Source organism: Candidatus Sulfurimonas baltica (assembly GCF_015265455.1).
In the GTDB taxonomy this organism is placed as follows: domain Bacteria; phylum Campylobacterota; class Campylobacteria; order Campylobacterales; family Sulfurimonadaceae; genus Sulfurimonas; species Sulfurimonas baltica.
This window is the reverse complement of the sequence record NZ_CP054492.1, coordinates 821,932-845,392: the sequence shown is the minus strand read 5'-3', so window position 1 is coordinate 845,392 and position 23,461 is coordinate 821,932. Positions and strand designations below refer to the sequence as shown.

Below are 23,461 nucleotides of genomic sequence, written 5' to 3'. Positions count from 1 at the left end.
ATATAAATCTATAAAAGAGTATTAAAAAATCTAAAAAATTGTTTAGGTAAGGGTAGCATATAAAATTTCTATTGGTGAAATGCCTTTTGGGCTTTTTTTATTTTTAACATTTTCTTCCATATTTAAAAGAAGTTTTATTATTTCAATTTTTGATTTATAAAAATCTGATTTTATTCTTTCTGTTTCACCGCAACGCCTGCCAATGGATTCGCTTTTACGAGTTTTTAGATGTTGTATCATAAGCTTATCACATCCGTCCTCATCTTTTTGCCAATACATCCGGTATCGTAAAGAAATATTATAGCTATTCATAGCATCTATATAATTCTTATAAAGTATCTTTATATGTTCACGCTCATTTTTACGCGTGTTATTTTCTAAAATTGACATACACCCTCCACTTTATAAATTTCACTTTAATCATATCTTATTTTAATAATAAAAAATATAATAAAATATATATATAAATATTAAAACTGTTTTATTTGTTACGTATTTTCACTAGATAGGAGTTCGGTTTGTAATAAACTGCTTAACCTTACAGACCTTAAAAAAGTAATTCTTGATAAAAAGATAAAATGTATAATGAAATAAAAGCACTCAGAAATAGAAAGACCAAGGTTCTTTTTGAAGTTGTTTATTTAAGCTTTTATAGCCATTTTAAAGTTAACCCATACAAAATAAATATTTGCAAGAAGTGCAATAACAACCCCAATAATGGGAATTATAATAGCTGCATTTAACAAAAAGTGTATCAATGTAGGTAATGTAGTTTTTAAAAATGGATCTTTTACTATTGCTATCCTAACAATAAACGTTCCGATAAATCCTAAAAAAAATGTAAGTAGTCCAGCTACAATTCCTATAACCATAATATATCCTTCAATTTTCAGAAGTATAGCATATAGTATAAATTAATAATTATAGTTGTAAAGCAACTGTAAAACAAGCTCCTTCCCCTATATTTTTCCAACTAAGTGTTCCACCTAGGTGCTTTTCTATTATTGTTTTAGACATATAAATTCCAAGACCTGTGCCGTTTTTGTTTCTGGTTGAGACATAAGGTTGACCTAGCAGTTTTAATGTAGGATATGCTATCCCCCCACCATTGTCGCAAATGGAAGCAATAACTAATCCGTCAATTTCATTAACATCAATAGCTATGCGAGGCTCCTTCACTTGAGAATGCTTAATAGCATCTTTAGAATTGTTAATAATATTTAAAAAAACTTGTAACAACTCACCGGGGTATGCCTTTATATTGCTTTTACAATTCATTTTAATATCTACATGTATATTGTTGTTTTTAAGACCACTGCCTGTCATCCTAATAGCACGCTCCATCACGTCGCAAATATTTACTGATTCTTTCTTCTTATCTGGTTTTAAAAAATCACTAAAATCATCTATAGTATTTGAGAGATGATTAACTTGCTCAAAAATTGTATCACTCATCTCATCAATAGTCTCATTAGTTATTTCTGTACCTAAGTCCATATCTATTTTCAAATTATTAACCGCCATTGAAACTATGGTAAGAGGTTGTCTCCATTGATGTGCTATCATGGCTACCATTTCGCCCATAGCTGCTTGTCTCGACTGTGCAAGTACAATGTCCTGCTGTATTTTCAACTCTTTTTGTGCTTCTTTTAGCTCACTAATATCCCTAAAAACTACAACAACACCATTAACCTCACCATTTTTAACTAATGGGTTACTAGAGTAGTCTACAATAAAACTGCTCCCATCTTTACGCCAGAACATACACTCATTCCTATGTGACGTGCTATTCTTTTTAATTGTTTTGTATATTGGGCATTCGGACTCATGAAAAGAAGTACCGTCTGGATGTGTGTGATGCCACATTTTATGGCTATGTTTGCCAACCATTTCTTCAATTGTATAACCAAGCATATCAGCTGCAGCCTGATTAACAATCGTGTGATTTCCATCTATATCTAAAACAAGAATTCCATCACTAACAGAGGAGAAAATCAGTGCCTCTTTTTGGCGTAGGTTATTATTATCAGAAATTGTAAGCTCTGGAGATGTTTCTTCTATCATATTTAACGACTCCACGCCACCAAACGACTCTAAATTTGCCAATCCAAAACTATCCGATGCACTATTTAATGATACTGAACTATCCGTATTCCTATTAACTGTCAAATCTTTCATACTCTCGCCTTACTAGTATTTTGTATACACGAAATAAATCATATTCTGGAGTGCCTATCCTGCCTGACCAACCATTATTATTGCCAAATATAAATATTATTTTTTATATTATTATAAAAACAATTAAAAACATATTAACCATCCATATTAACATATACATTAATCACAATACAACTCAATTTATTATTATTATAAATTTCTTCATAAAATATAATCAGCATATCTTAACCAACATAACGATATTATTGCATTTAGATATAAAACCTAAATAAATCCCTATTTTAGGGGAAATGAAAAATTTAAATGGCATTAATAGACCTACTAAACATATCAAAACACTACGAAGCACAAAAGATTTTAATAGATGTAAATTTTCATGTAAATGAAGGTGACAGGATAGTTGTTATAGGTAAAAATGGGAGCGGAAAGTCTACTCTTATGAAAATTGTAAATGGCACTCTTGAACAAGATGCCGGAGATAGAATAATTAGACAAAACTTAGAAGTTAAAATGTTAGACCAAAGACCTAATTTCAAAGAGGGACACACAGTTAGAGAAGCAGTTGAAGATGGACTTAGTGAAATAAATATTGCTAAAAATAGATACGATGAACTGTCACTTTTACTAGCAGATGACTTTGAGAATAAACTTCTTATAGACGAACATGAAAAATTATCAAAATATATAGAACATCATAATGCGTGGAACATAGATGACAAAATAGAGCGTATAATTCAGCACTTTGATTTAAAGCGATATGAAGAGAAACCAATAACTCTATTAAGCGGAGGGGAACAGCGTCGTGTAGCTTTAGCATCACTATTACTTCAAAAACCTGATATATTACTTCTTGATGAACCTACCAATCACCTTGATGTTTACATGGTTGAATTTTTAGAAGAGCTTTTGTTAAAAGAAAAATTTACAATTGTTTTTATCTCTCATGATAGATACTTTATAGATAGAATTGCTACTAAAAGTGTAGAAGTAGAAGATTGTTCACTTAGAGAATATAGCGGTGGGTACAGCAACTATCTAACTCAAAAATCAGAATATCTGAGAACTCTGCAAAAACAGCATGACAATCTTCTTGGAGTTTTAAAAAGAGAAAATGAGTGGTATGCAAGAGGAGTAAGGGCAAGACTTAAACGAAACGAGGGTCGCAAAGAGCGACTTATGAATATTCGAGAAGATGCAAAAACAAATCCTGCAAAAATAAAAAAAATGTCTATTGAACTTCAAAGAGAAGCTAAACACTTTAATCGTGATAAAAGTATTAATAAGCAAAAAATGCTTTTCGAAGTAGAAAATTTGGGCTTAACACTCGGAACAAAAGAGCTTTTAAAAGAGTTTACAACCAGAATACTTCAAAAAGATGTTATTGCAATTGTCGGACCAAACGGTAGCGGAAAATCGACTCTCCTTAAGGCTCTTTTAGGAAGAATAGAACCAACGAGTGGAATTATAAAGCGTGGTGAGTTTAAAATAGGATACTTCGACCAACATAGAGAGATGCTAGACGATGATAAAAATCTTATAGAGACTTTTTGTCCTCTTGGTGGAGATAGAGTAGATGTTCGCGGAAAAAACATGCATGTGTATGGTTATCTGAAAAACTTTCTGTTTCCAAGAGAGTTTTTAGATAAAAAGATAGGTGTTCTCAGCGGTGGAGAAAAAAACCGTATTGCCCTCGCTCTGCTCTTTACTAAAAATGTAGATATTTTAATACTTGATGAGCCTACAAATGATTTAGATATTCCTACTATTAACATTTTAGAAGAGCAGTTAACTAACTTTACGGGAGCAGTTATAATAGTAAGCCATGATAGATATTTTGTAGACAAAATTGCAAAAAAATTATTTATTTTTAAAAGTGATAAACGAATCGAAGAGAGTTACCAGGAGTATACCGAATATTTAGAGCTTGAAAAAGAGTTGAAGATCTTAGATGAGATGGATAAAGAATCCGAGCTGGAGAAACCAAAAATAAGAGAGAAAGAAAAAGTATTAAAACTTACTTTTAAAGAAAAAATAGCACTTGAAAATTTGCCTTTAGAGATAGAAAAACTTGAACTTGAAATGGAAGAAAAAAATAACTGTTTAGCTAATCCAAAATGCTACGAAGAGATTGGTATAACAAAATTGGCACAAGAACTAAAAAAACTAGAAGATAGTTATGAACAAAAAGTTGAAGAGTTATTGACTATACAGGAGAAAGAAGAGGAGATATTAAGTTTATAACCGTGTTGTTATAAACTTAATAAGCTCTTACCAAAAGGTAAGAAACTTTTTTACTTACGAGACTCTTTTAAAGTATCTGCAATTAAAAACGCTAAATCTAAAGCTTGATCTGCATTTAGTCTTGGGTCACAATGAGTATGGTATCGAGAACTTAAATCCTCTTCGGTTACAACAAATGAACCACCAATACACTCAGTAACATTTTTACCTGTCATCTCTAGGTGAACACCGCCAGCAACTGTACCTTCAGCTTTATGAACTTGAAAAAATTGTTTCATTTCTGTAAGGATTGAATCAACTGGTCTAGTTTTGTAGCTGTTTGATGATTTTATAGTATTTCCATGCATTGGATCACAGCTCCAAACAACATTCATCCCCTCTTTTTCAATTGCACGAATTAGTTTAGGCATACCGTCACCAACTTTATCAGCACCCATTCTTACAATAATGTTCAGACGTCCAGCTTCATTTTCAGGATTTAGAGTATGACAAAGTTTAATTAAATCTTCTGGGTCCATTGAAGGACCTGCTTTAACACCTATTGGATTTTTCACCCCTCTAAGGTATTCAACATGAGCACCGTCAAGCTGGCGAGTTCTGTCGCCGATCCATAACATGTGAGCTGAAGTGTCATACCAATCTCCACTTAAAGAGTCTTTTCTTGTAAAAGCCTCTTCGTATGGAAGCAGAAGTGCTTCGTGTGAAGTATAAAAATCTGTTTCTCTTAGATTTCTATATGTTTTTGATGTAATACCGCAAGCTTTCATAAATCGCAGAGAGTTTTCAATCTCCTCTGCCAATTTTTCATACTTTGCAGAAACTTCACTTTGATGTGCAAAATCTAAATTCCACTGGTGAACTTGATGCAAGTCAGCCAAACCACCAGAAGCAAATGCACGAAGCAGATTTAAAGTTGCAGCAGACTGGTTATATGCTTTTATCATACGCTCAGGATCCGGTGTACGAGCCTCTTTTGTGAAATCTACACCATTAATAATATCTCCGCGATATGAATCGAGAGTAACACCGTCAAATGTTTCAGTGTCAGCAGAACGGGGCTTAGCAAACTGCCCACCTAAACGACCGACTTTAACAACCGGAACGCCGCCGGCATATGTCATAACGACTGCCATTTGCAAAAGTGCTTTAAACGTATCGCGAATATTATGGGCATGAAACTCACTAAAGCTCTCTGCACAATCTCCACCTTGAAGTAAAAAAGCATTACCGCTCGCAACATCTGCAAGTTCACTTTTCAATCTTCTTGCTTCACCAGCAAATACGAGTGGAGGATAGTTTTTTAACTCAGATAAAACTCTATTTAACTCATCTTTATTTTGGTAAGTCGGTTGTTGTAAAATTGGTTTTTCTCTCCAACTAGTTGGACTCCAGATACTCATTATAAACCTTTATTTAGAAATGTACTAAACTACATGTACAATTATATGTTTTTTGTAATATTACATAATAATACCTAAAATAGCTCTGATTAATTATAGATATTTATTCAAGAATTTTATTAAAAGATATTTTTATGAATAAATGTGTATAATATTAGCTACATTTCACATAGGAAGACAGTTTAATGCAAAAAGAAGAATTAAAATCTCTTGCTAAAGAGATATATGACAATCTTATTGTCTCTATTGATGAACAAGATAATGCAAATATTGAACAATTAGTAAACTACTTAGGTGTAGCAACAGAGGCCATAGGCAATATTGACGGCAGTGATATTACAACGCTGGAGTATGCAAAATCAACTTTCCATAATGCTTACAAAGATATTGCAGCAGAAGGTTTAAGGCAATATAAATCCACAAGTGGTAAATTTTTAGAAATATCACAAGAGCATAGTGAGATTATTGACAATTATCTTGTAAAAGATATTGATATACCGAATGTGACAAAAAAATTTTATGAAATTCAAAAACAGATGAGTGACGAGATAGAAAAAGCAAATGAGATTATTGTAAACCTCTCTAATCAAGTAAAAACACTAGAAAACAAAACAAATATTGATTCATTGACAAAGGTTTATAATAGAAGGGCCTTGTCAGCATACCTAGAAACCTTATGTGAAGAGGGAAATAGCAACTATGAAGTGCATACGCTTATAATGGACTTGGATGACTTTAAAATTGTAAATGATACTTACGGACACATTGCTGGAGACAAAATTTTAATATTTATATCAAATATTCTTAAAAGAACACTGAGAGACGGTGACAAAATATTTAGATATGGTGGAGAGGAGTTTATAATTATTTTAAATAGAATAGATACTAAACGTTGCATGAGTATAACCAATAGAATCTTAGAACTTATTCGTGCTAACAACCTTATATATAAGGGTAAAACTATTAATGTAACAGCAAGTATTGGAACTACGATGTTCAAGACTGGAGACACGCCTGACTCTCTAATAGAAAGAGCAGACAGGGCTCTGTATATTGCAAAAAGTAATGGTAAAAATCAAGTGCAAACGGTACTAATCTAATGGAATTTAACTATTTTGATATTATTATTTCAACAATAATACTTTTTTTGGGACTAAAAGGGATTTTAAATGGATTTTTTAAAGAACTATTTGGATTACTTGGCATTATAGGTGGTATATTTGTAGCTTCTCGTGTTGGAGACACTGTTGGACAACGTATTAGTGACCTAATATTTAAATTTGAAAGCAGTGCTGCCATAAACTTTACAGGTTTTTTAGTTACTCTAGCTATATTTTGGCTGTTTATGGTAGCTATTGGTTTTATATTTAAAAAATTAAGCTCTGTGAGTGGATTGGGAATTTTTGATAAAATATTAGGTTTTTTCTTTGGTGCAAGTAAATTTTTCTTTATAGTAGCAGTTATAGCTTATGCTATATACAATATAAAAGCTATGAGAACAAGTATAGACTCGGTTATGAAAAACAGTTTTATGTTTCCAATACTTGTTGAAACAGGTAGCATTATTATGAAGCTTGATCCTGTCAATATATCTAATGATATAAATATGACAATAGATAAAACTATAGAAAATTCAACACTTAGCATTGTAGAAAATGTAAAAGATAAAATAAAAGAAAATCTAGAACAAAATTCATCCATCAAGGAAGACAATAAATAATATGACAGATATAATTACTGACTTTAATGATAAAACGATTGAATATAAACAACTACTAAACGATTTCAAGGCACTTCTTAAAAAAAATGCTCTAAAATTCACAATTCAAAGAGAGATTATTTTAGAAACTCTCTACAATTCTGATGAACACTTAACACCAGAATCTCTTCATCATCTTATGCAAGAAAAATTTCCAGATTTAAAAACTGGAATTGCTACTGTTTATAGAACTCTATCTCTATTAGAAGATTCAAACATGGTTACATCTTTATCTTTTGGTGCTCAAGGAAAAAAGTATGAACTTGGCGCAAAACACCATCACGACCATCTTATATGTACAGAGTGCGGAATTATTACAGAGTTTGTAGATGAACTCATAGAGCAGAGGCAACATAAGATTGCTGAAGAACTTGGTTTCAATATGCAAGACCACTCAATGCAGATTTATGGAATCTGCAAAAACTGTCAAACTAAATAAAGGAAAAGCCATTGGTTTTTGATAACAAATTTATACAACAAAGAATTGAAAAAGCAGAGTTGCTTAAAAAAGCTGGGTACAACCCATATTCTAACGACTCTAAAAGAAATACAACTATAGAAAAGTATTTAAATGTTAATACTGATGTTGCAGATAGAGAAGGTAAACGTAATGAAAACCGCCATTATATTGTTAGTGGACGTATAAAACTTCTTAGAATTATGGGTAAAGCTAGTTTTATAAAAATAGAAGATGAGAGTGGAATGTTGCAAATTTATGTTGCTCGAGACAATCTTCCTGAAGGCTTCTACAACGATATTTTTAAAAAAAATATCGAAGTTGGTGACATTATTGAAGTAAACGGCTATCCTTTTGTAACTGGACAAGGTGAATTATCTTTACATGCAGATGAGTTAAAACTTTTAACAAAAGCTATATCTCCTCTTCCAGAAAAATTTCATGGTGTCACAGACAAAGAGATTAGATATAGAAAAAGATACCTAGATCTAATTATGAACACTGAAGTTCGAAAAACCTTTAAAACTCGTTCAAAAGTTATATCTTTGACAAGACGTTTTTTTGAAGACAAAGGCTTTTTAGAAGTAGAAACGCCTATGATGCACCCAATTGCGGGCGGAGCAAATGCTAAACCTTTTGTAACTCATCATAATGCACTTGGTATAGACAGATTTTTAAGAATTGCTCCTGAACTTTATCTCAAAAGACTTATTGTTGGTGGATTTGAAGCTGTGTTTGAAATAAACCGCAACTTTAGAAATGAAGGTATGGATGCTACTCATAATCCAGAATTCACATCTATAGAGTTTTACTGGGCTTATAAGACTTATAAAGATTTAATTGCAATAACAAAAGAGTATTTTAAATATCTTTTCGAGCATTTAAATCTTCCTACAATACTACCTTATGGGGATTTAGAAATAAACTTTGAACTATTTACAGAAATTCCACTTATAGAATCACTATCTTCTATTGGTAATGTTCCATCAGATATAGTGAACAATAAAGAAAAAATCGTTGAATTTTTAAATAGTAAGAATATAACAGTTAAACCTGGTATAAATCTAGGACAGCTCCAAGGTGAACTGTTTGATGAATTTGTTGAAGCAAAACTTATTAATCCAACTTTCATAACTGAGTATCCGGTTGAAGTATCACCTCTTGCTCGTAGAAGTGATGAAAATCCAGATATTACTGAGAGATTTGAGCTTTTTATTGCAGGTCGTGAAATTGCCAATGCATTTAGTGAGTTAAATGACCCAGTTGACCAGTTGCAGCGTTTTGAGGCTCAAGGAGTTGCAAAAGATAGTGGTGATGATGAAGCACATGAAATGGATATAGATTTTGTTGAAGCTTTAAGCTATGGAATGGCACCAACGGCAGGACAAGGAATAGGAATAGATAGGCTAGTTATGTTATTGACAAATGAACATAGCATTAGAGATGTTTTATTGTTTCCAGCAATGAAACCAATCCATATAGAAGAAAAAAATAAAGAAGATGAGGAATAGAATAGATGAGTTTTTTAAAAGAATACGATAGTGAAATTTTTGATTTATGTGAAAAAGAGTTAGAGCGTCAAACTGACCATTTAGAGATGATTGCTTCTGAGAACTTTACACTTCCTGCTGTTATGGAAGCTATGGGTTCAGTTTTTACAAACAAGTATGCTGAGGGTTACCCTGGCAAGCGTTACTATGGTGGTTGTGAATATGCTGATGGTGTTGAACAGTTAGCAATTGACAGAGCATGTGAACTTTTTGGATGTAACTATGCTAATGTTCAACCACACTCAGGTTCTCAAGCAAATGCTGCAGTTTATGCTGCTCTTTTAAAAGCAGGTGACAAACTTTTAGGTATGGACTTAAGTCACGGTGGTCACTTAACGCACGGTTCAAAGCCAAGTTTTTCTGGTCAAAACTACCACTCTTTCACTTATGGTGTAGAGCTTGATGGTCGTATTAATTACGATAGAGTAATGGATATTGCTCAAATTACTAAACCTAAAATTATCGTTTGTGGTGCTTCTGCATACGCTCGTGAAATAGACTTCAAAAAATTCCGTGAAATAGCTGATGCTGTAGGTGCAATTTTATTTGCTGACATTGCTCACATTGCTGGTTTAGTATGCGCTGGTGAACACCCTAGCCCATTTCCACATGCACATGTTGTAACTACAACTACTCATAAAACTCTTGCTGGTCCAAGAGGTGGTTTAATTATGACTAATGACGAAGATATAGCTAAGAAAATGAACTCTGCTATCTTTCCTGCACTTCAAGGTGGACCACTTGTACATGTAATCGCTGCAAAAGCAGTTGGTTTCAAATACAACCTTTCACCAGAATGGAAAGAGTATGCTAAACAAGTAAAAGCGAATGCTAAAGTACTTGGCGAAGTTATGGTTAAAAGAGGTTATGATGTAGTTAGTGGCGGTACTGACAATCACTTAATCTTGGTATCTTTCGTTGGTACTGAAATAAGCGGTAAAGATGCAGACATAGCTTTAGGAAATGCTGGTATAACTATTAATAAGAATACTGTTCCAGGTGAGACAAGAAGTCCTTTTGTAACTTCAGGTATTAGAGTTGGCTCACCTGCTCTTACATCTCGTGGTATGAAAGAAAAAGAGTTTGAATTTATTGCAAACAAAATGGCAGATGTTTTGGATGATATTAATAATACACAGCTACAAGCTACTATAAAAGAGGATCTAAAAGCCTTAGCTCAAAATTTTGTAATATACAATCAAGCAACCTACTAAGGGATATTAATATATGACTTCTATGGATTTAAAACTTATAAAAATGGTAAGCAGCCACTACTGGCTTAAAAAAGAAACAGTAGTTGATAAGCTTACATTTAAAGGCCGCACTTTTTATAATAAATTTGAAAAGGTAAATTCATCTCTAACCCAAGCTGTTATTAACCAACATTTAAAAGGTGAAATAACCGTTGCTCATTCGATAGTTAACTCCCATGGTAAAGTTGAAAATATAGTAATTGACTATAATGGCAGAGACCCTGAGCGTTTTTACCATAAAGCACAACTTTTACTTCGTGAAGAGGGGTATATAAACTTTACAGCTTATCAAACTAAGACAGAGGGACATCTTCATGTTTACATTCATAAAGGGCATACAACTCTACAAGAAGCAATACAACTTGGAAAGATGATTTCTATGAAATTAGCTGCGAAACAGCCTAAGCAATGGAAAATGTTTCCAAATGATGATACACCGGATGAATATAATATTTTAACTTTACCATATGAAGTATTTGCTAAAGAGCGTGGAGCATCTTGGTCAAAACACATGTAGCTTTCTTGTAAAGTATATGTAATCTTAACAAGTTTTTGGTATTATTAGTCTAAACAATTTAATAGGGGTAAGTTATGGAAGAAAAAAATGAATTAAACGATATTATTTTAAACAAGGGCGGTGGTGCCGGAGGCAATAAAAAGGTTATTTTAGCAGTTGCTACTTTAGGAGTTATTTTAATTATAGTAGTTTTACTTATGAATACTTTAACATCAAATGGTACAGACAATCTTCCTCAAGCAGTACTTCCTCCTGAGCCACAAAAGAAACAAGCAAAATCTATAGAAGAAGAGCCTCTTTTTGAAGAGGTTAAAGTTGTGCAAGATGCTAATCAAAATAATGATTCCCTTGATAGAATTGCGCAAAAACTCAAAGAAGAGAGCAACAAAGAGAATGTTTCAACAATTGAGAAAGAGGTAATCAAAGAAGTTTCTGAACCAAAAATTACGAAACAAGAGAGAACAAAAACAGCAGTAAAAAGAGCTCCTGAAGTTAAAATCACATCTTCGCAAAATTACTATATTCAAGTTGGATCTTTTTCGAAATATAAGCCAAATAAAAAATTCTTGGATTCCATAACAAACAAAGGGTTTAAGTATAAGTTTCATGAGGTAACTCAAAATTCAAAAACATTAAATAAAGTTTTAGTAGGCCCATTTACGTCTGAAAAAGAAGCAAGAGAAGCACTTAGAACAGTGAGAAGTTCTATTGAAGCTGGTGCATTTTTAATTAAAATATAATAAATGATATATTCTAAACAATTTTTTCAAGACCAGTTAGCTCCTATTGCTGTTTATGCAAAACTAAAGAGTATGTTTAAAGATGAGATTTCTTATCTTTTTGAGAGTGCTGGACAAAGCGATGGAAATTATAGCTTTATCTGTATCGGTGCGAGAGAGCGACTTCAATACACAAACAACCAAACGATTTATACAGATGCAAATGGAGCTTCGTCAATCAAAGATGAATCACCTTTTTCTTTTTTAAAAAATTATTATAAAAATATAGACACAACAATATATAAAAAAGCCACTACAGAGTTAAAAATTGGCTACGTTGACGGTTTCATAGGTTATATCGGCTACGATATGGTTAAAGTGTTTGAACCAAAACTTAATTCAAGTATGGATAATTTAGTAGATGAGCTTAACACTCCTGATTTAGATCTTATCTTGCCAAAAATAATTTTAGTTTATTCACATAAAAACCATCAACTCACTCTAGTGAGCACTATAAAAGAGTTTGCTGAAAAGTTTGATATGATTGAAGATGAGCTTAAAAGCTCATATGAATATATTCATATGAAAAAAAATATTGGAAATGACAAAGGAACTTTTGCACACTCCAAAGAGCACTTCTTTAAAATGGTTGATGACTCCAAAGAGATGATAAAAAGTGGGGATGTTTTTCAGATTCTTATGACTAACCGCTTTACGAGAAATATAAAAGTTGATCCATTTAGTTTTTATAGAATTTTAAGAACTAAAAACCCATCTCCGTATATGTTTTTGATGGAATATGAAGATTTTAATATTGTTGGAAGTTCTCCCGAAGTTATGGTTAGACTTACTAATGGCAAACTTCTACTTCGCCCTATTGCTGGAACTCGTAAAAGAGGCAATACAAAAGAGAGAGACAAAGAACTTGAGATAGAGCTACTACATGATCCAAAAGAGCTATCTGAACATCTTATGCTGATTGATTTGGGAAGAAATGATGTTAGTAGAGTTGCTAAAACCGGAAGTGTAAAAGTTGAAGATATGATGCATATAGAGCGTTTTTCACATGTAATGCATATTGTATCAGACGTAACAGCAGAGCTAGATGATGACAAAGATATGTTTGATTTGTTTATGGCTACTTTTACTGCAGGAACTATGACTGGTGCTCCAAAAATTAGAGCTATGGAGCTTATAGCACAATATGAAGGTCTTAAAAGAGGCTTTTACAGTGGAAGTGTGGGTTACTTTGGATTTGATGGAAATATGGACAGTGCTATAACAATTAGAACAGCAATGGTTAGAGAGGATAAGGTTGTTCTCCAAGCTGGTGCCGGTGTTGTTGCTGATAGTCAAAATGAACTAGAGTATTTAGAAGTAAAAAATAAATTGGGTGCTCTTGTGCATTCTCTAGAAGATTTAGATTAATGAAGCTATTCGCTATATTTGGCGATCCGGTTTCTCACTCTAGATCTCCACTTATGCACAATTCTGTGTTTAAAAATCTAAAATATCCTGCCTGCTACACAAGAGTTTATCTTAAGGATGGCTCAAAACTAAAAGAGACTTTTATTGCTCTTAAGCTTAGCGGAGCTAATATTACTGTTCCTCATAAAGAGGCAGCATATGAAGCTTGTGACGAGGTTAGAGGGTTTGCAAAAACAGTAGGTGTTGTTAATACAATCATAAATGAAAATGGTAGGCTGATTGGATACAACACTGATGCAGACGGTTTTATGTTTGCTATAAAAGAATTTGGTGACGTTAAGAGTGTTTTAATTCTTGGTGCCGGAGGAACTGCAAAGGCACTAGCAAGCAGATTTGCACAAGACAATATTGATGTTACAGTTTTAAATCGAAGTGCTTCTAGACTTGAATATTTTAAGGATTTAGTCTCTACATGTAGCACTTGGGATGATTTTGAACTCAAAAATTATGACCTAGTTGTAAACACAACAAGTGCTGGATTAAAAGATGAAGAACTACCTGCTCCAAAAGATATAATTGAAAAAGTTTTAAATAATACATCTTTCGTTGCAGATGCTATATATGGAAAATTAACACCATTTTTAAAACTAGCACATGAAAAAAACATTATATACAAAGATGGTGCAGATATGCTTCTGGGCCAAGGTGTTTTAGCGAATGAACTTTTTGTAAATAGTGAATTAAAAACTGAAGATATTAAAACCTACATGTCAAAGAGCTTTAAACTCTAAAACATATATTAGACCTAAATACCAAAAAGCAAAAGCAATACAGGCAGCAACATAAGATCTGCAACAATTGCCATAAACATAGCTAGCATAGTTAATAAACCAAAATAGATAGTTGGAATAAAATTGGATAATACCAAAATCGAAAATCCTGTCATAATTATGGTTGTAGTATAAAACATTGCTGTTCCTATACTTGCATGTGAGTTAAACATAGATAATTTAGCATTACTTGTTTCTCTATACTCCAAAGAGTACCTGTAAATATAGTGTATTGTATCATCGACCGCAATACCTATACTAATCGCTGCAATAGTTATTGTCATCATATCCAGAGGTATATCCATCCACCCCATAAACCCAAATATTACACTTACTGGGATAGTGTTTGCTATTATGGCTATTGTTGCGATTTTCAGACTTTTAAACAGCATTAAAAACATAAAAAAGAGGATTACTACAACTATCCCTATAGTCTTTATTTGTGACTCAAAAAGAGACTGAAGCATATTATTGTACATAACTAAAAGATTTGATACTTTATGCTCTTCATACTTCGGATTTAACATAGTGTTTAAATCTTTATCTATTTTTTTGATTAATTCATCTCTTTGCAGATTTGGCATAGAGTCAATTATCCTCGTACTTATTCTTACCTGATTATTTTCTATATCTATATAAGGAGATAAAATAATTTTTTTATACTTCTCTGGCAACTCTTTATAAAGAAGTGCTAAAGTCACACCATCTGCTTCCTTACCATCATTTAAAGTTTTTATAACTTCACCCATAGTAGAGAGCGATAGCACCTTGCCTATTGGCTCAAGAGCGTCAAGATAGTTATGAACCTCTCTTATCTTTTGCATCTTAGATTGAGTGAACCAATACTGCTCTTTATCCTCTTCACTCTCTGCAAACTCGCCCGCAAACTCATCTAATTCTATGTCTGAGTCTTTAGTATTAATACTAACAGACTTTACTTCATCACTACTCTCTTTAAATGTCAATATAACATCAAGTGGAGTAGTTCCTCCAAGATTTTGGTCTATCACAACCATACCTTTATATATCTGCGTATCTTTCTTGAAATAGTCTATAAAACTATTCTCAACCCTAAGTTTACTAGCTCCAGTTACGGAGAAGGCAACAATAGCAAGCGTAATAATAAGTACTGTTTTTTTATGATAGTAGGCCACATGTGCTATTTTACTAGTAAATGGAATCTCCACTTGATTAGATTTTTGAATTTTGTACTTCTCAAATAAAATCAATACAATAGGAAAAAGAATAAATGTCATCAATAATGACACTACTATACCGACACTCATCATCCAGCCAAAATTAATAACAGGTAAAATATTGCTAAACACCAAAGAGCTAAACCCAGCTATAGTTGTAATAACAACAAAAAACGATGGTTTTGCCATTGAAAGAACTGTATTTAAAGCTAACTCCATTTGCGTATGATTTGAATTTTCTAAATTGAGTTCTTTATACCTTACAATTAGATGCACTACCAGTGACATGTTCATAATCAACTGAAGAGAGATATAGTTTGATGACACAACAGTTATTTCCCAGCCAAAAAGACCTAAAAAACCACTAGTAACGATCAGAGACACGGTACATATAAAGAGTGCTATTACAACCCACTGAACCTTTTTAAGAAGTATATAAAGTATAACTATTAAGAGTCCGATTATCAAAAATCCAAATGTTTTTAAATCATATTTTACAAACTCAACCATATCATCAGCAATCATATCAACTCCGCCCAGATGGAGCTTTACATTTTTATTCTTTGATTCGAATGCGGTTAAGATATCTCTGATTTTAACTATTGACTGATGGTTCTCTTCTCTAACAATATCTCTATAATTTTTTAGTTCCTGCGAAGCATTTTTAAAGTTCTCATTTTCGGCTTTTGTTAAAACTTTTTGTTTTTTTAGTTTTATAAATTTATCTCTGTCATCTATTAGATTAAAATACTTTTCATCTCTTTTTAGGTTGACAGAGAGTGCCGTAGTCTTAAAATCTTCACTTACCAAGTTTTGTTTGTATATTGCACTATTTAAGAACTCCTGCTTTGCCAAAGCCTTATCCATATTTGGAGATTCAAGTGTTGGAATATCTTTCATCAACTCTTTAACCGGTCTAACTGGAGATTGCAAAAGTGGAACATTTACTATAGAATTTATAGATTCTACTATTTTGAGAGTTTTTATTTGTGAACTCAACAATTTAATATTATTGATATTCTCATCACTTAACAGGTCATCTTCAACACTATATGTAACAACCAAAAAGTCTGGTGCTTTAAATCGTTTTGAAACTTCTCTTGAGTATTTTAGGTCCTTATCACCTTCAAGAAGTAATGTTTCAGCACTTGCATCAATCTCTAGTTTAATTGCAAAGAGTGCCATTATGGCTACAAACACGGCCATAAAGAGTAAAATAACTTTTGGATATTTTAAAAGGTAGTTTTTATATAAGCTTGTTAACATTGCTGTTTACGACCTTTTGGCCAAAACATCCATAAGTTCACCTATACTTTTCGTTTGTAAAAACTCTTTGAATTGTGCCATGTCTGCTTTTAAAATACTGACTCCTAAGATTTCAACATCATAAATCAGCCAGATATCTTTATCGCTTTTTTTCTCTTTAGGTTTATAAAATTTATATACAATCTCCAGTTTCTCCTCTTTACTTACAAGGTCTGTTATCAAAGCTATTCTATTACTTTTTGACTGCTGTATCTCTTTTACTTGAACATTTTCATCTTTATAAGCATCAATTTTAGATGAATATGATTGTTTCATTCTCTCTACATAAAGATTGATAAACTTTTCTTTATCGTTGTCTGCTAGTTGCTTCCATGTGTTTCCAAGACTAAGTTTTGCCATTAGTTCAAAGTCAAACATAGGTGATAATGATTTGATTATATTTCCGTTTCTGTCATCCTTTGATAAGCTACCGTCCTTGACTATCAAAACAACTTCATCAATCTTGTTTAAAAAATGCTCTTTAAGCTCTATTTTCTCATCTGCCACCAAACTCTGTGCAAACACCAATCCAGCCAATAGTAAAAGTGCTTTTTTAAATATTTCATTCATTAATCTACTCCTTAATTTGATTCTCTCTGTACTGCTCATATATATCTCTTAAAAATGGATATAAATCTACAGCATCTTTTTTCATCTCTTCATATCTTTCTATGTCAAGTGAATTTGCGTTTACATATTCATATGTTCTTACTGCCGTGTATTCTAACCAAGTATCAGTTAAAGTCCAATAACTTCTGTCCTCATAATCAACTGGACTTAGCAAAGAATCAGGATATAAACTTAGTGCATCTCTTAAATTTGATGGTCCTAAAAGTGGTAATACTATATGTGGTCCACTGCCTACACCGTAGAACCCTAATGTTTGACCAAAGTCCTCTTTATGCTCTACAAGATTAAAATAACTTTTAGCAGGGTCAAACAGACCTAAGAGACCAACTGTAGTATTTATTACAAATCTTCCCGTCTCTTCAGAAGCGTTTTTAAATTTACCTTGTAACAGATTATTTACAAAGCGCTGTGGAAAATAGATATTGTTAAAAAAATTCCCTACACTTATTCTAATCTCTTCATGAACAACTGCTTTGTAACCTTTAGAAACAGGTTTTAAGAAATATTCATAAACACCATCATTGAAGCTTGTCATTATTCTGTTGTATCCACCAAATGGATCATAAATCTCTTCTACTTTAAGTTCATTCTCAAACTCACTAAGCAGTGAATCTTCTTGAGAGTGGACTATCTCATTTGGCTGTTTTATATCTTTTAAACTACATCCGCTAAAATTAAATGTTATTAGTATTAAAAAAACTAAATATATGGACTTCAATCTATACCCTCACCCTATCTTCCAATGCTCTCGTCAAAGAGAGTAAATCTATATTTTCCAGACTGACTCCCGTTGGAACACCCTGCGCAATTTTTGAATAGTTGATATCAAAAGAACTCAACTTATCTTCAATATACAACATAACGGCATCATTGGCGATAGAAGGTGTAAGTGCAAACACTACCTCTTTTATGCCACTGCTTACCATTTTAACCAAACTTGACATATCAAGTTCATCCAAAGACTCAAGCACAAAATATCTACCGTCAAAGAGGGCATTCTCCTCCAAGAGAAGTATATCCTTTGCATTTTCAACTATACAAAGCAAAGAGTTATCTCTTCTCTCATCGCAACAAATAAAACATAAGTCATCTTCGCTCATACCACCGCAAGAACTGCACTTTTTCAAACAACCAAGTCCCTCTTCAATTGCATGTGAAATCTTCATCCCAACAAAACTATCTTTAATTAACATATGATAAGCAAGTCTTGTAGCTGATTTTTTTCCTATTGTTGGAAGTTCCTGTAAAGCTTCTACGAGTTTATTAAATTTATTTAACGAACCTCTCATTAATTAATCTCGTTCTTTGGGAGCAGTATCCATAATTTTAAAGGTGATTTCAACTCACCTGCTATCTCTTGCGCCTCATCACCAAAACCTAAAAACATATCTGCCCTCACACTCCCTTTAATCGCTCCACCAGTATCTTGTGCCATAACAACTCTGTTAACACTTTTCTTATTGATCTCTGCACTAAGATATAGCATGCTTCCAAGTGGAATAAAGCTTGGGTCAACTGCTACAGAACGCTCAGGAGTAAGAACTAATCCTAAGGACCCGGTCGCTTCTTGTCTGCTTTGTCTAAAAAAAACCATCGACTTGTTATGATTAAGCACTTCATCAACTCTAGATGGATTTTTCTCAAACCACTCTTTTATTGACTGCAAAGATATCTTCTCTTGTGATATTTCACCAATTTGGACTAAGTATTTTCCAATAGAGCTGTATTTATGTCCGTTTTGATTATCGTAGCCAATAAAAATAGTCTCTCCATTTTCAAATGTAACACGACCTGAACCTTGAACTTCTAAAAAAAAGAGGTCTACTTTAGAGTCTGTATAGCAAATAATATTAGCATCTAAAGTTTTTACATGTAGCTCTTCTCTATCATAATATGGAACTACTCTATTTCCAGTCAGCCTGCCTCTAAGTCTATAGTTTTTAAGTTCTCCGTACTGAGCACCTAAATCAATAACAACTAAATCATTAGGGGTCTCATATATCGGGTAAACATATGGCTCTTTTTTCACCAGTGAACCATTTAAATGCGCCTCATAGTAGCCTGTCAGCAAAGTATTATTTTTACTATTGTGCATAGTAATTTCATATGGGGTGAACTCATTTGTTAAAAATATTTCAGGGTCTGAGGCTTGCTCTGCACGCAGGCATAAATCTTTGTAGATTTTTTTTGTTTTTTCACTCTTGCAGCTATTTATAAAAGAGTCTAAAGCGACAAGATAATTCTCTTTTTTATACTCTGGTAACTCATCAAAGCTACCTTTTACGAGATATGTTTTGGGTACACTTTTTAACAGTGCATCCGGAGATTTTGTACAACCGATAAAAAATATCAGAATTATTAAAAAGAGTATATTATATTTCATAGGTGGAATTATACAGATATTAAATTAAAAACGATATAATTGCGAAAATTAAGATGTAGGATATATAATAATAATATGCAAGATTTAAGCTATTACGAAATATTAGAAGTCTCACAAAATGCAGACAAAGCAACAATAAAAAAAGCCTATAGAGCAATGGCTAAGATTTACCATCCAGATAAAAATCCTGGCGATAAAGAGGCTGAGCATAAATTTAAATTATGCAACGAAGCTTATCAGTGCCTAAGTGATGATAAACAGCGTGGTGTCTATGACCGCTATGGAAAAGAGGGTCTACAAGGGATGGGCGGTGGAAGTCGTTCTTCTGGTGGCTTTGATGACTTAGGTTCAATGTTTGAAGAGATGTTTAATGGTTTTGGTGGTGGGCAGAGTCGTCGTCGTCAAAATCCTGCGGATGTGGAAAAATACAATCTTGACATGAATGTTGACATGTATCTTAGTTTCAATGAAGCTATTTTTGGTTGTGAAAAAGATATAGAGTTTACATATAAAAATGCTTGTAAGCCTTGTAAAGGTACTGGTGCTAAAGATGGAAAACTATCTACATGTAAGCAGTGTAAAGGTCAAGGTCAAGTTTTTATAAAACAGGGCTTTATGACTTTCTCTCAAACTTGTCCAGCATGTCAAGGTGTCGGGAGTGCTCCGGCTGATACATGTAAAAGTTGTGATGGGGACGGATACAAGGAAGAGCGCGGTAATGTTACTGTTAAAATTCCAAAAGGTATTGATGATGGAAATCGCCTAAGAGTATCTGGAAAAGGCAACATAGGCAAACGTGGCACAAGAGGCGACTTGTATGTTACTTTTAGCGTAAAACCTGATAAGCACTTTCAAAGAGAAGGTAATGATGTTTATATCGCTATTCCAGTCTTTTTTACCCAAGCTGTTTCTGGCGAGAGTTTAACAATACCTTCACTTACGGGTGAGCTAGAGTTAAAACTTGATGTTGGAACAAAAGACAAACAACACTTTACATTTAGAGGTGAAGGTATAGAAGATGTTCACGGACATGGAAAAGGAAACTTGATTGCTCAGGTGAACATAACATACCCGACAAAACTTAATGATGAACAAAAAGAGTTGTTACAAAAGCTTCAAGAATCTTTTGGAATTGAATCAAAACCACACGAAGGCGTACTAGACTCAGCTATAGAAAAAATGAAAAGCTGGTTTAAATAAACTAAATATATTAAAGGCTAAACATGAATAGAGAAAATCTTAAAAAAAAGCTATCCTTACTAGCCCTTTCAATGTTTAGAAAAGATTTCTTCGGAATTTACCATGGTTCATTATCTGCCAAAACTGAATCAAACCGTTTCCTTATTAACACTAAAGAGGCTGTTTTTGATTCTATCGACGAAAATCTTATTGAGTTGTATTTTAAAAAAGACTATAGATGGAACCAGGCGAGTATTGATGCTAACATCCATCACAGCATTTACTCCCAAATTTCTGATGCTAAATTTATATGTTTTACTATGCCGCCTTTTACAACTGCCTATTCCCTAAATCATAATATGATAATTCCAAAAGATTACTTTGGATACAAAGAGATAGGTTCTCTACTAATAGTAGACCCAAAACAGTTTGACGACTGGTATGATAGAGCTCAGAGTGAAATTGCCTACTATTTTCAGAGTCAAAAAACGGATATTATGGTTATTAGAGGGTATGGTGTTTATACATTTAACAGAGACTTACATGAAATGGCTAAAAAAATCGCCATTCTAGAAAAGAGTTGTAGATTATTGCTTCTTGATGGCTCTGTCAAAGACTCTACTGTTGACTAAGGGAGAAGCGATATAGCTTCATAGGCTGTATCCATCATCTTGTCAATCTCTTGATTTGTTATGATATATGGTGGCATAAAATAGACTATATGTCCAAGTGGTCGCAATAAAACACCATTTTCCAATCCATAATTATAAACTTTTAATCCTATCCTCTCTGCCGAGCTATACCCTTTTAACTCTACTACGCAAATCATCCCAGTTTGTCTAACTGATGCCACATTTTTTAGCTTTTTAAAATTCTCAAGCTTTTCACCCATATATTTTGATATTACTCTGTTTTTTTCTATAACATCATCATTTTCAAATATGTCAAGAGTTGCATTTGCAGCTGCGCAAGCAAGAGCATTTCCTGTGTAGCTGTGAGAGTGTAAGAATGCTTTATGTTCACTATAATCACAATAAAACTTTGCATATATTTCATTGGAAGTAAGGACAACTGATAGTGGCAGATAGCCACCGGTGAGTCCTTTTGATAGAACTATAAAGTCAGGTGTTATTTTAGCTTTTTCACATGCGAACAACTCCCCTGTCCTTCCAAAACCAACCATAACTTCATCGGCAATAAGGTGAACATCATATCTGTCACATATATCTCTAACAAGAACTAAAAATTCCGGATGATACATGTGCATATACCCAGCACCTTGAACTAATGGCTCTAATATTATTGCACTTATCTCACTTGACCTTTGTTTACAAAGTTTTTCAAACTCTTTGGCTGCTTCTCTTGCCGATTCTATGCTCATGTCTTTAGGTACCGGAGTTTGTATTGTTTTAAGTAACAGAGGCTCATAGGTCTCTTTATAAAGTTCTACGTCACCGACGCTTAAAGCTCCTATAGTCTCACCATGGTAAGAGTTTGTTAGTGAAACAAAAATATCTTTGCCATCTTTACCATCATTTTTATGAGCGTGAAAACTCATCTTTAACGCTACTTCTACAGCACTTGAACCATTGTCTGAATAAAAACATTTGTCCAAACCATCCGGCGTTAGTTTTACTAACCTCTCAGATAATCTCACTACCTGCTCATGTGTAAAACCTGCTAATATAACATGTTCTAGAGTATCCAACTGATTTTTTATTTTTTCATTTATATAGCTGTTTGTATGCCCAAATATATTAACCCACCAACTGCTGATAGCATCAATAAATTTATTACCCTCAAAATCTTCTAAATAAACTCCATGTGCTTTTTTAATTGGTATTAAAGGAAGGGTTTCATGATCTTTCATCTGTGTACACGGATGCCATAAAACATCCAAATCTCTATTTTTTAACTCTAAATTATTCATATTATATTAACGTTTGTTAAACTATTGATGTTCATTAAGTGAAGCTTGGTACTCATCACTAAATGGTAAATTGGGACACAACAAAATTCCGTATAGTTCCATTTGCTTTCCGCTTACATGACAAACTTCTGCACCTTCTTTGTCTAAAAATATAAATTGTTCGTATTGGTGGTCACTTTTTTTTATGTACGTAGAATAAACGACATAATGTGCATTTGTCAGTTCTGGAATTTTAGAACATCCATCCAGATATTTTTCGCAACTCTTATCCACACTTTTAATCTCCAAGACCCCTGACTGGATAGTGTTTAATAAAACCTTTGGTAATTTTGGTAATTCATTCTCAATATTTTTATACTTCTCTACAGTACTCATTTTCTATGCCTTTAAGCTTATTTTTATAGATTTTATCCCTTTTTATTTTACAGTTCACTTAATAAAAAAATATCTGCTATTGTTATTAAAAAGATTTAACTTCTTTATTAAGTTTTAATGCGAATTTACCT

General features: G+C 33.0%; 23 protein-coding genes. 12 read left to right on the top strand and 11 right to left on the bottom strand.

The window, feature by feature from the left end; all coding sequences use genetic code 11:
• Positions 1-42: 42 nt before the first annotated feature.
• From HUE88_RS04205 to HUE88_RS04195, 3 genes are all read right to left on the bottom strand, one after another.
• Positions 43-390 carry a hypothetical protein gene (locus tag HUE88_RS04205; RefSeq protein WP_194371387.1) on the bottom strand — a complete coding sequence of 116 codons (348 nt, stop codon included), beginning with the start codon at positions 388-390 and terminating at the stop codon, positions 43-45.
• A 251-nt stretch (positions 391-641) separates the two neighbouring features.
• Positions 642-872, bottom strand: coding sequence for a hypothetical protein (locus HUE88_RS04200; protein ID WP_194371385.1), 231 nt, complete (start codon positions 870-872; stop codon positions 642-644).
• Between the two features lie 49 nt (positions 873-921).
• On the bottom strand, positions 922-2,178 hold the full coding sequence (locus tag HUE88_RS04195; protein WP_194371383.1) for a PAS domain-containing sensor histidine kinase: 1,257 nt from the start codon (positions 2,176-2,178) through the stop codon (positions 922-924).
• A 303-nt stretch (positions 2,179-2,481) separates the two neighbouring features.
• Here HUE88_RS04195 and HUE88_RS04190 point away from each other — a divergent pair, with 303 nt between their 5' ends.
• Complete coding sequence (locus HUE88_RS04190; protein ID WP_194371381.1) at positions 2,482-4,419, top strand: ABC-F family ATP-binding cassette domain-containing protein; 1,938 nt, start codon at positions 2,482-2,484, stop codon at positions 4,417-4,419.
• Between the two features lie 50 nt (positions 4,420-4,469).
• On the opposite strand, the gene HUE88_RS04185 is transcribed toward HUE88_RS04190, so the two are convergent.
• Positions 4,470-5,819, bottom strand: coding sequence for a class II 3-deoxy-7-phosphoheptulonate synthase (locus tag HUE88_RS04185; protein ID WP_194371380.1), 1,350 nt, complete (start codon positions 5,817-5,819; stop codon positions 4,470-4,472).
• Between the two features lie 185 nt (positions 5,820-6,004).
• Here HUE88_RS04185 and HUE88_RS04180 point away from each other — a divergent pair, with 185 nt between their 5' ends.
• From HUE88_RS04180 to HUE88_RS04140, 9 genes are all read left to right on the top strand, one after another.
• Complete coding sequence (locus tag HUE88_RS04180) at positions 6,005-6,919, top strand: GGDEF domain-containing protein (protein ID WP_194371379.1); 915 nt, start codon at positions 6,005-6,007, stop codon at positions 6,917-6,919.
• Positions 6,919-7,539 carry a CvpA family protein gene (locus HUE88_RS04175; RefSeq protein ID WP_194371378.1) on the top strand — a complete coding sequence of 207 codons (621 nt, stop codon included), beginning with the start codon at positions 6,919-6,921 and terminating at the stop codon, positions 7,537-7,539. The genes HUE88_RS04180 and HUE88_RS04175 overlap by 1 nt, the downstream gene beginning before the upstream one ends.
• A gap of 1 nt (position 7,540) precedes the next feature.
• A complete protein-coding gene (locus tag HUE88_RS04170) occupies positions 7,541-8,017 on the top strand; it encodes a Fur family transcriptional regulator (protein ID WP_194371377.1) in 477 nt (158 codons plus the stop codon).
• Between the two features lie 11 nt (positions 8,018-8,028).
• Entirely contained in the window at positions 8,029-9,546 is a 1,518-nt protein-coding gene (lysS, locus tag HUE88_RS04165; RefSeq protein WP_194371376.1) for a lysine--tRNA ligase, read from the top strand.
• A 5-nt stretch (positions 9,547-9,551) separates the two neighbouring features.
• Positions 9,552-10,799, top strand: coding sequence for a serine hydroxymethyltransferase (locus HUE88_RS04160; protein ID WP_194371374.1), 1,248 nt, complete (start codon positions 9,552-9,554; stop codon positions 10,797-10,799).
• A gap of 13 nt (positions 10,800-10,812) precedes the next feature.
• Positions 10,813-11,355, top strand: coding sequence for a DUF1882 domain-containing protein (locus HUE88_RS04155; protein WP_194371372.1), 543 nt, complete (start codon positions 10,813-10,815; stop codon positions 11,353-11,355).
• Positions 11,356-11,429: 74 nt separating this feature from the next.
• Positions 11,430-12,095, top strand: coding sequence for an SPOR domain-containing protein (locus HUE88_RS04150; protein WP_194371370.1), 666 nt, complete (start codon positions 11,430-11,432; stop codon positions 12,093-12,095).
• A gap of 3 nt (positions 12,096-12,098) precedes the next feature.
• Positions 12,099-13,502, top strand: coding sequence for an anthranilate synthase component I family protein (locus HUE88_RS04145; RefSeq protein ID WP_194371369.1), 1,404 nt, complete (start codon positions 12,099-12,101; stop codon positions 13,500-13,502).
• Positions 13,502-14,293: a shikimate dehydrogenase gene (locus tag HUE88_RS04140; protein ID WP_194371367.1), complete on the top strand. Its 792-nt coding sequence runs from the start codon at positions 13,502-13,504 to the stop codon at positions 14,291-14,293. Before HUE88_RS04145 ends, HUE88_RS04140 begins: the two co-directional genes overlap by 1 nt.
• Before the next feature lie 14 nt (positions 14,294-14,307).
• Here the strand turns inward: HUE88_RS04140 and HUE88_RS04135 are convergent, their stop codons facing one another.
• From HUE88_RS04135 to mltA, 5 genes are read right to left on the bottom strand one after another with little or no spacing between them, the layout of a single operon-like run.
• Positions 14,308-16,794, bottom strand: a complete 2,487-nt coding sequence (locus tag HUE88_RS04135; RefSeq protein ID WP_194371365.1) for an efflux RND transporter permease subunit — start codon at positions 16,792-16,794, stop codon at positions 14,308-14,310.
• 6 nt (positions 16,795-16,800) lie between these two features.
• Positions 16,801-17,403, bottom strand: a complete 603-nt coding sequence (locus tag HUE88_RS04130) for a Tgt2/MlaC family protein (protein WP_194371358.1) — start codon at positions 17,401-17,403, stop codon at positions 16,801-16,803.
• A gap of 4 nt (positions 17,404-17,407) precedes the next feature.
• On the bottom strand, positions 17,408-18,181 hold the full coding sequence (locus HUE88_RS04125) for an MlaA family lipoprotein (RefSeq protein ID WP_194371356.1): 774 nt from the start codon (positions 18,179-18,181) through the stop codon (positions 17,408-17,410).
• A gap of 1 nt (position 18,182) precedes the next feature.
• Complete coding sequence (recR, locus tag HUE88_RS04120) at positions 18,183-18,752, bottom strand: recombination mediator RecR (RefSeq protein ID WP_194371354.1); 570 nt, start codon at positions 18,750-18,752, stop codon at positions 18,183-18,185.
• Complete coding sequence (gene mltA / locus HUE88_RS04115) at positions 18,752-19,846, bottom strand: murein transglycosylase A (RefSeq protein ID WP_194371352.1); 1,095 nt, start codon at positions 19,844-19,846, stop codon at positions 18,752-18,754. The genes recR and mltA overlap by 1 nt, the downstream gene beginning before the upstream one ends.
• A 75-nt stretch (positions 19,847-19,921) precedes the next feature.
• Between mltA and dnaJ the strand changes: the two genes are divergently transcribed.
• On the top strand, positions 19,922-21,046 hold the full coding sequence (gene dnaJ / locus HUE88_RS04110) for a molecular chaperone DnaJ (protein WP_194371351.1): 1,125 nt from the start codon (positions 19,922-19,924) through the stop codon (positions 21,044-21,046).
• Positions 21,047-21,069: 23 nt separating this feature from the next.
• Positions 21,070-21,657 (top strand): class II aldolase and adducin N-terminal domain-containing protein, encoded by a 588-nt coding sequence (locus HUE88_RS04105; RefSeq protein ID WP_194371349.1) that lies wholly within the window; start codon positions 21,070-21,072, stop codon positions 21,655-21,657.
• Here HUE88_RS04105 and HUE88_RS04100 read toward each other — a convergent pair.
• Together HUE88_RS04100 and HUE88_RS04095 are read right to left on the bottom strand one after the other, a co-directional pair.
• Positions 21,654-22,955: an adenosylmethionine--8-amino-7-oxononanoate transaminase gene (locus HUE88_RS04100; RefSeq protein ID WP_194371347.1), complete on the bottom strand. Its 1,302-nt coding sequence runs from the start codon at positions 22,953-22,955 to the stop codon at positions 21,654-21,656. The two genes, HUE88_RS04105 and HUE88_RS04100, sit on opposite strands and share 4 nt — an antisense overlap.
• Positions 22,956-22,976: 21 nt before the next feature.
• Positions 22,977-23,330, bottom strand: coding sequence for a hypothetical protein (locus tag HUE88_RS04095; RefSeq protein ID WP_194371345.1), 354 nt, complete (start codon positions 23,328-23,330; stop codon positions 22,977-22,979).
• Positions 23,331-23,461: the final 131 nt, after the last annotated feature.

Excerpts from the sequence above, each read along its gene's own strand:
- HUE88_RS04180 (WP_194371379.1), top strand. The coding sequence starts at position 6,005 with ATGCAAAAAGAAGAATTAAAATCTCTTGCTAAAGAGATATATGACAAT.
- HUE88_RS04100 (WP_194371347.1), bottom strand. The coding sequence starts at position 22,955 with ATGAATAATTTAGAGTTAAAAAATAGAGATTTGGATGTTTTATGGCAT.
- HUE88_RS04195 (WP_194371383.1), bottom strand. The coding sequence starts at position 2,178 with ATGAAAGATTTGACAGTTAATAGGAATACGGATAGTTCAGTATCATTA.
- HUE88_RS04095 (WP_194371345.1), bottom strand. The coding sequence starts at position 23,330 with ATGAGTACTGTAGAGAAGTATAAAAATATTGAGAATGAATTACCAAAA.
- recR (WP_194371354.1), bottom strand. The coding sequence starts at position 18,752 with ATGAGAGGTTCGTTAAATAAATTTAATAAACTCGTAGAAGCTTTACAG.
- dnaJ (WP_194371351.1), top strand. The coding sequence starts at position 19,922 with ATGCAAGATTTAAGCTATTACGAAATATTAGAAGTCTCACAAAATGCA.
- HUE88_RS04135 (WP_194371365.1), bottom strand. The coding sequence starts at position 16,794 with ATGTTAACAAGCTTATATAAAAACTACCTTTTAAAATATCCAAAAGTT.
- HUE88_RS04190 (WP_194371381.1), top strand. The coding sequence starts at position 2,482 with ATGGCATTAATAGACCTACTAAACATATCAAAACACTACGAAGCACAA.
- HUE88_RS04175 (WP_194371378.1), top strand. The coding sequence starts at position 6,919 with ATGGAATTTAACTATTTTGATATTATTATTTCAACAATAATACTTTTT.
- HUE88_RS04170 (WP_194371377.1), top strand. The coding sequence starts at position 7,541 with ATGACAGATATAATTACTGACTTTAATGATAAAACGATTGAATATAAA.
- HUE88_RS04185 (WP_194371380.1), bottom strand. The coding sequence starts at position 5,819 with ATGAGTATCTGGAGTCCAACTAGTTGGAGAGAAAAACCAATTTTACAA.
- HUE88_RS04205 (WP_194371387.1), bottom strand. The coding sequence starts at position 390 with ATGTCAATTTTAGAAAATAACACGCGTAAAAATGAGCGTGAACATATA.
- HUE88_RS04140 (WP_194371367.1), top strand. The coding sequence starts at position 13,502 with ATGAAGCTATTCGCTATATTTGGCGATCCGGTTTCTCACTCTAGATCT.
- HUE88_RS04130 (WP_194371358.1), bottom strand. The coding sequence starts at position 17,403 with ATGAATGAAATATTTAAAAAAGCACTTTTACTATTGGCTGGATTGGTG.
- HUE88_RS04200 (WP_194371385.1), bottom strand. The coding sequence starts at position 872 with ATGGTTATAGGAATTGTAGCTGGACTACTTACATTTTTTTTAGGATTT.
- HUE88_RS04160 (WP_194371374.1), top strand. The coding sequence starts at position 9,552 with ATGAGTTTTTTAAAAGAATACGATAGTGAAATTTTTGATTTATGTGAA.
- HUE88_RS04105 (WP_194371349.1), top strand. The coding sequence starts at position 21,070 with ATGAATAGAGAAAATCTTAAAAAAAAGCTATCCTTACTAGCCCTTTCA.
- mltA (WP_194371352.1), bottom strand. The coding sequence starts at position 19,846 with ATGAAATATAATATACTCTTTTTAATAATTCTGATATTTTTTATCGGT.
- HUE88_RS04145 (WP_194371369.1), top strand. The coding sequence starts at position 12,099 with ATGATATATTCTAAACAATTTTTTCAAGACCAGTTAGCTCCTATTGCT.
- HUE88_RS04155 (WP_194371372.1), top strand. The coding sequence starts at position 10,813 with ATGACTTCTATGGATTTAAAACTTATAAAAATGGTAAGCAGCCACTAC.
- HUE88_RS04150 (WP_194371370.1), top strand. The coding sequence starts at position 11,430 with ATGGAAGAAAAAAATGAATTAAACGATATTATTTTAAACAAGGGCGGT.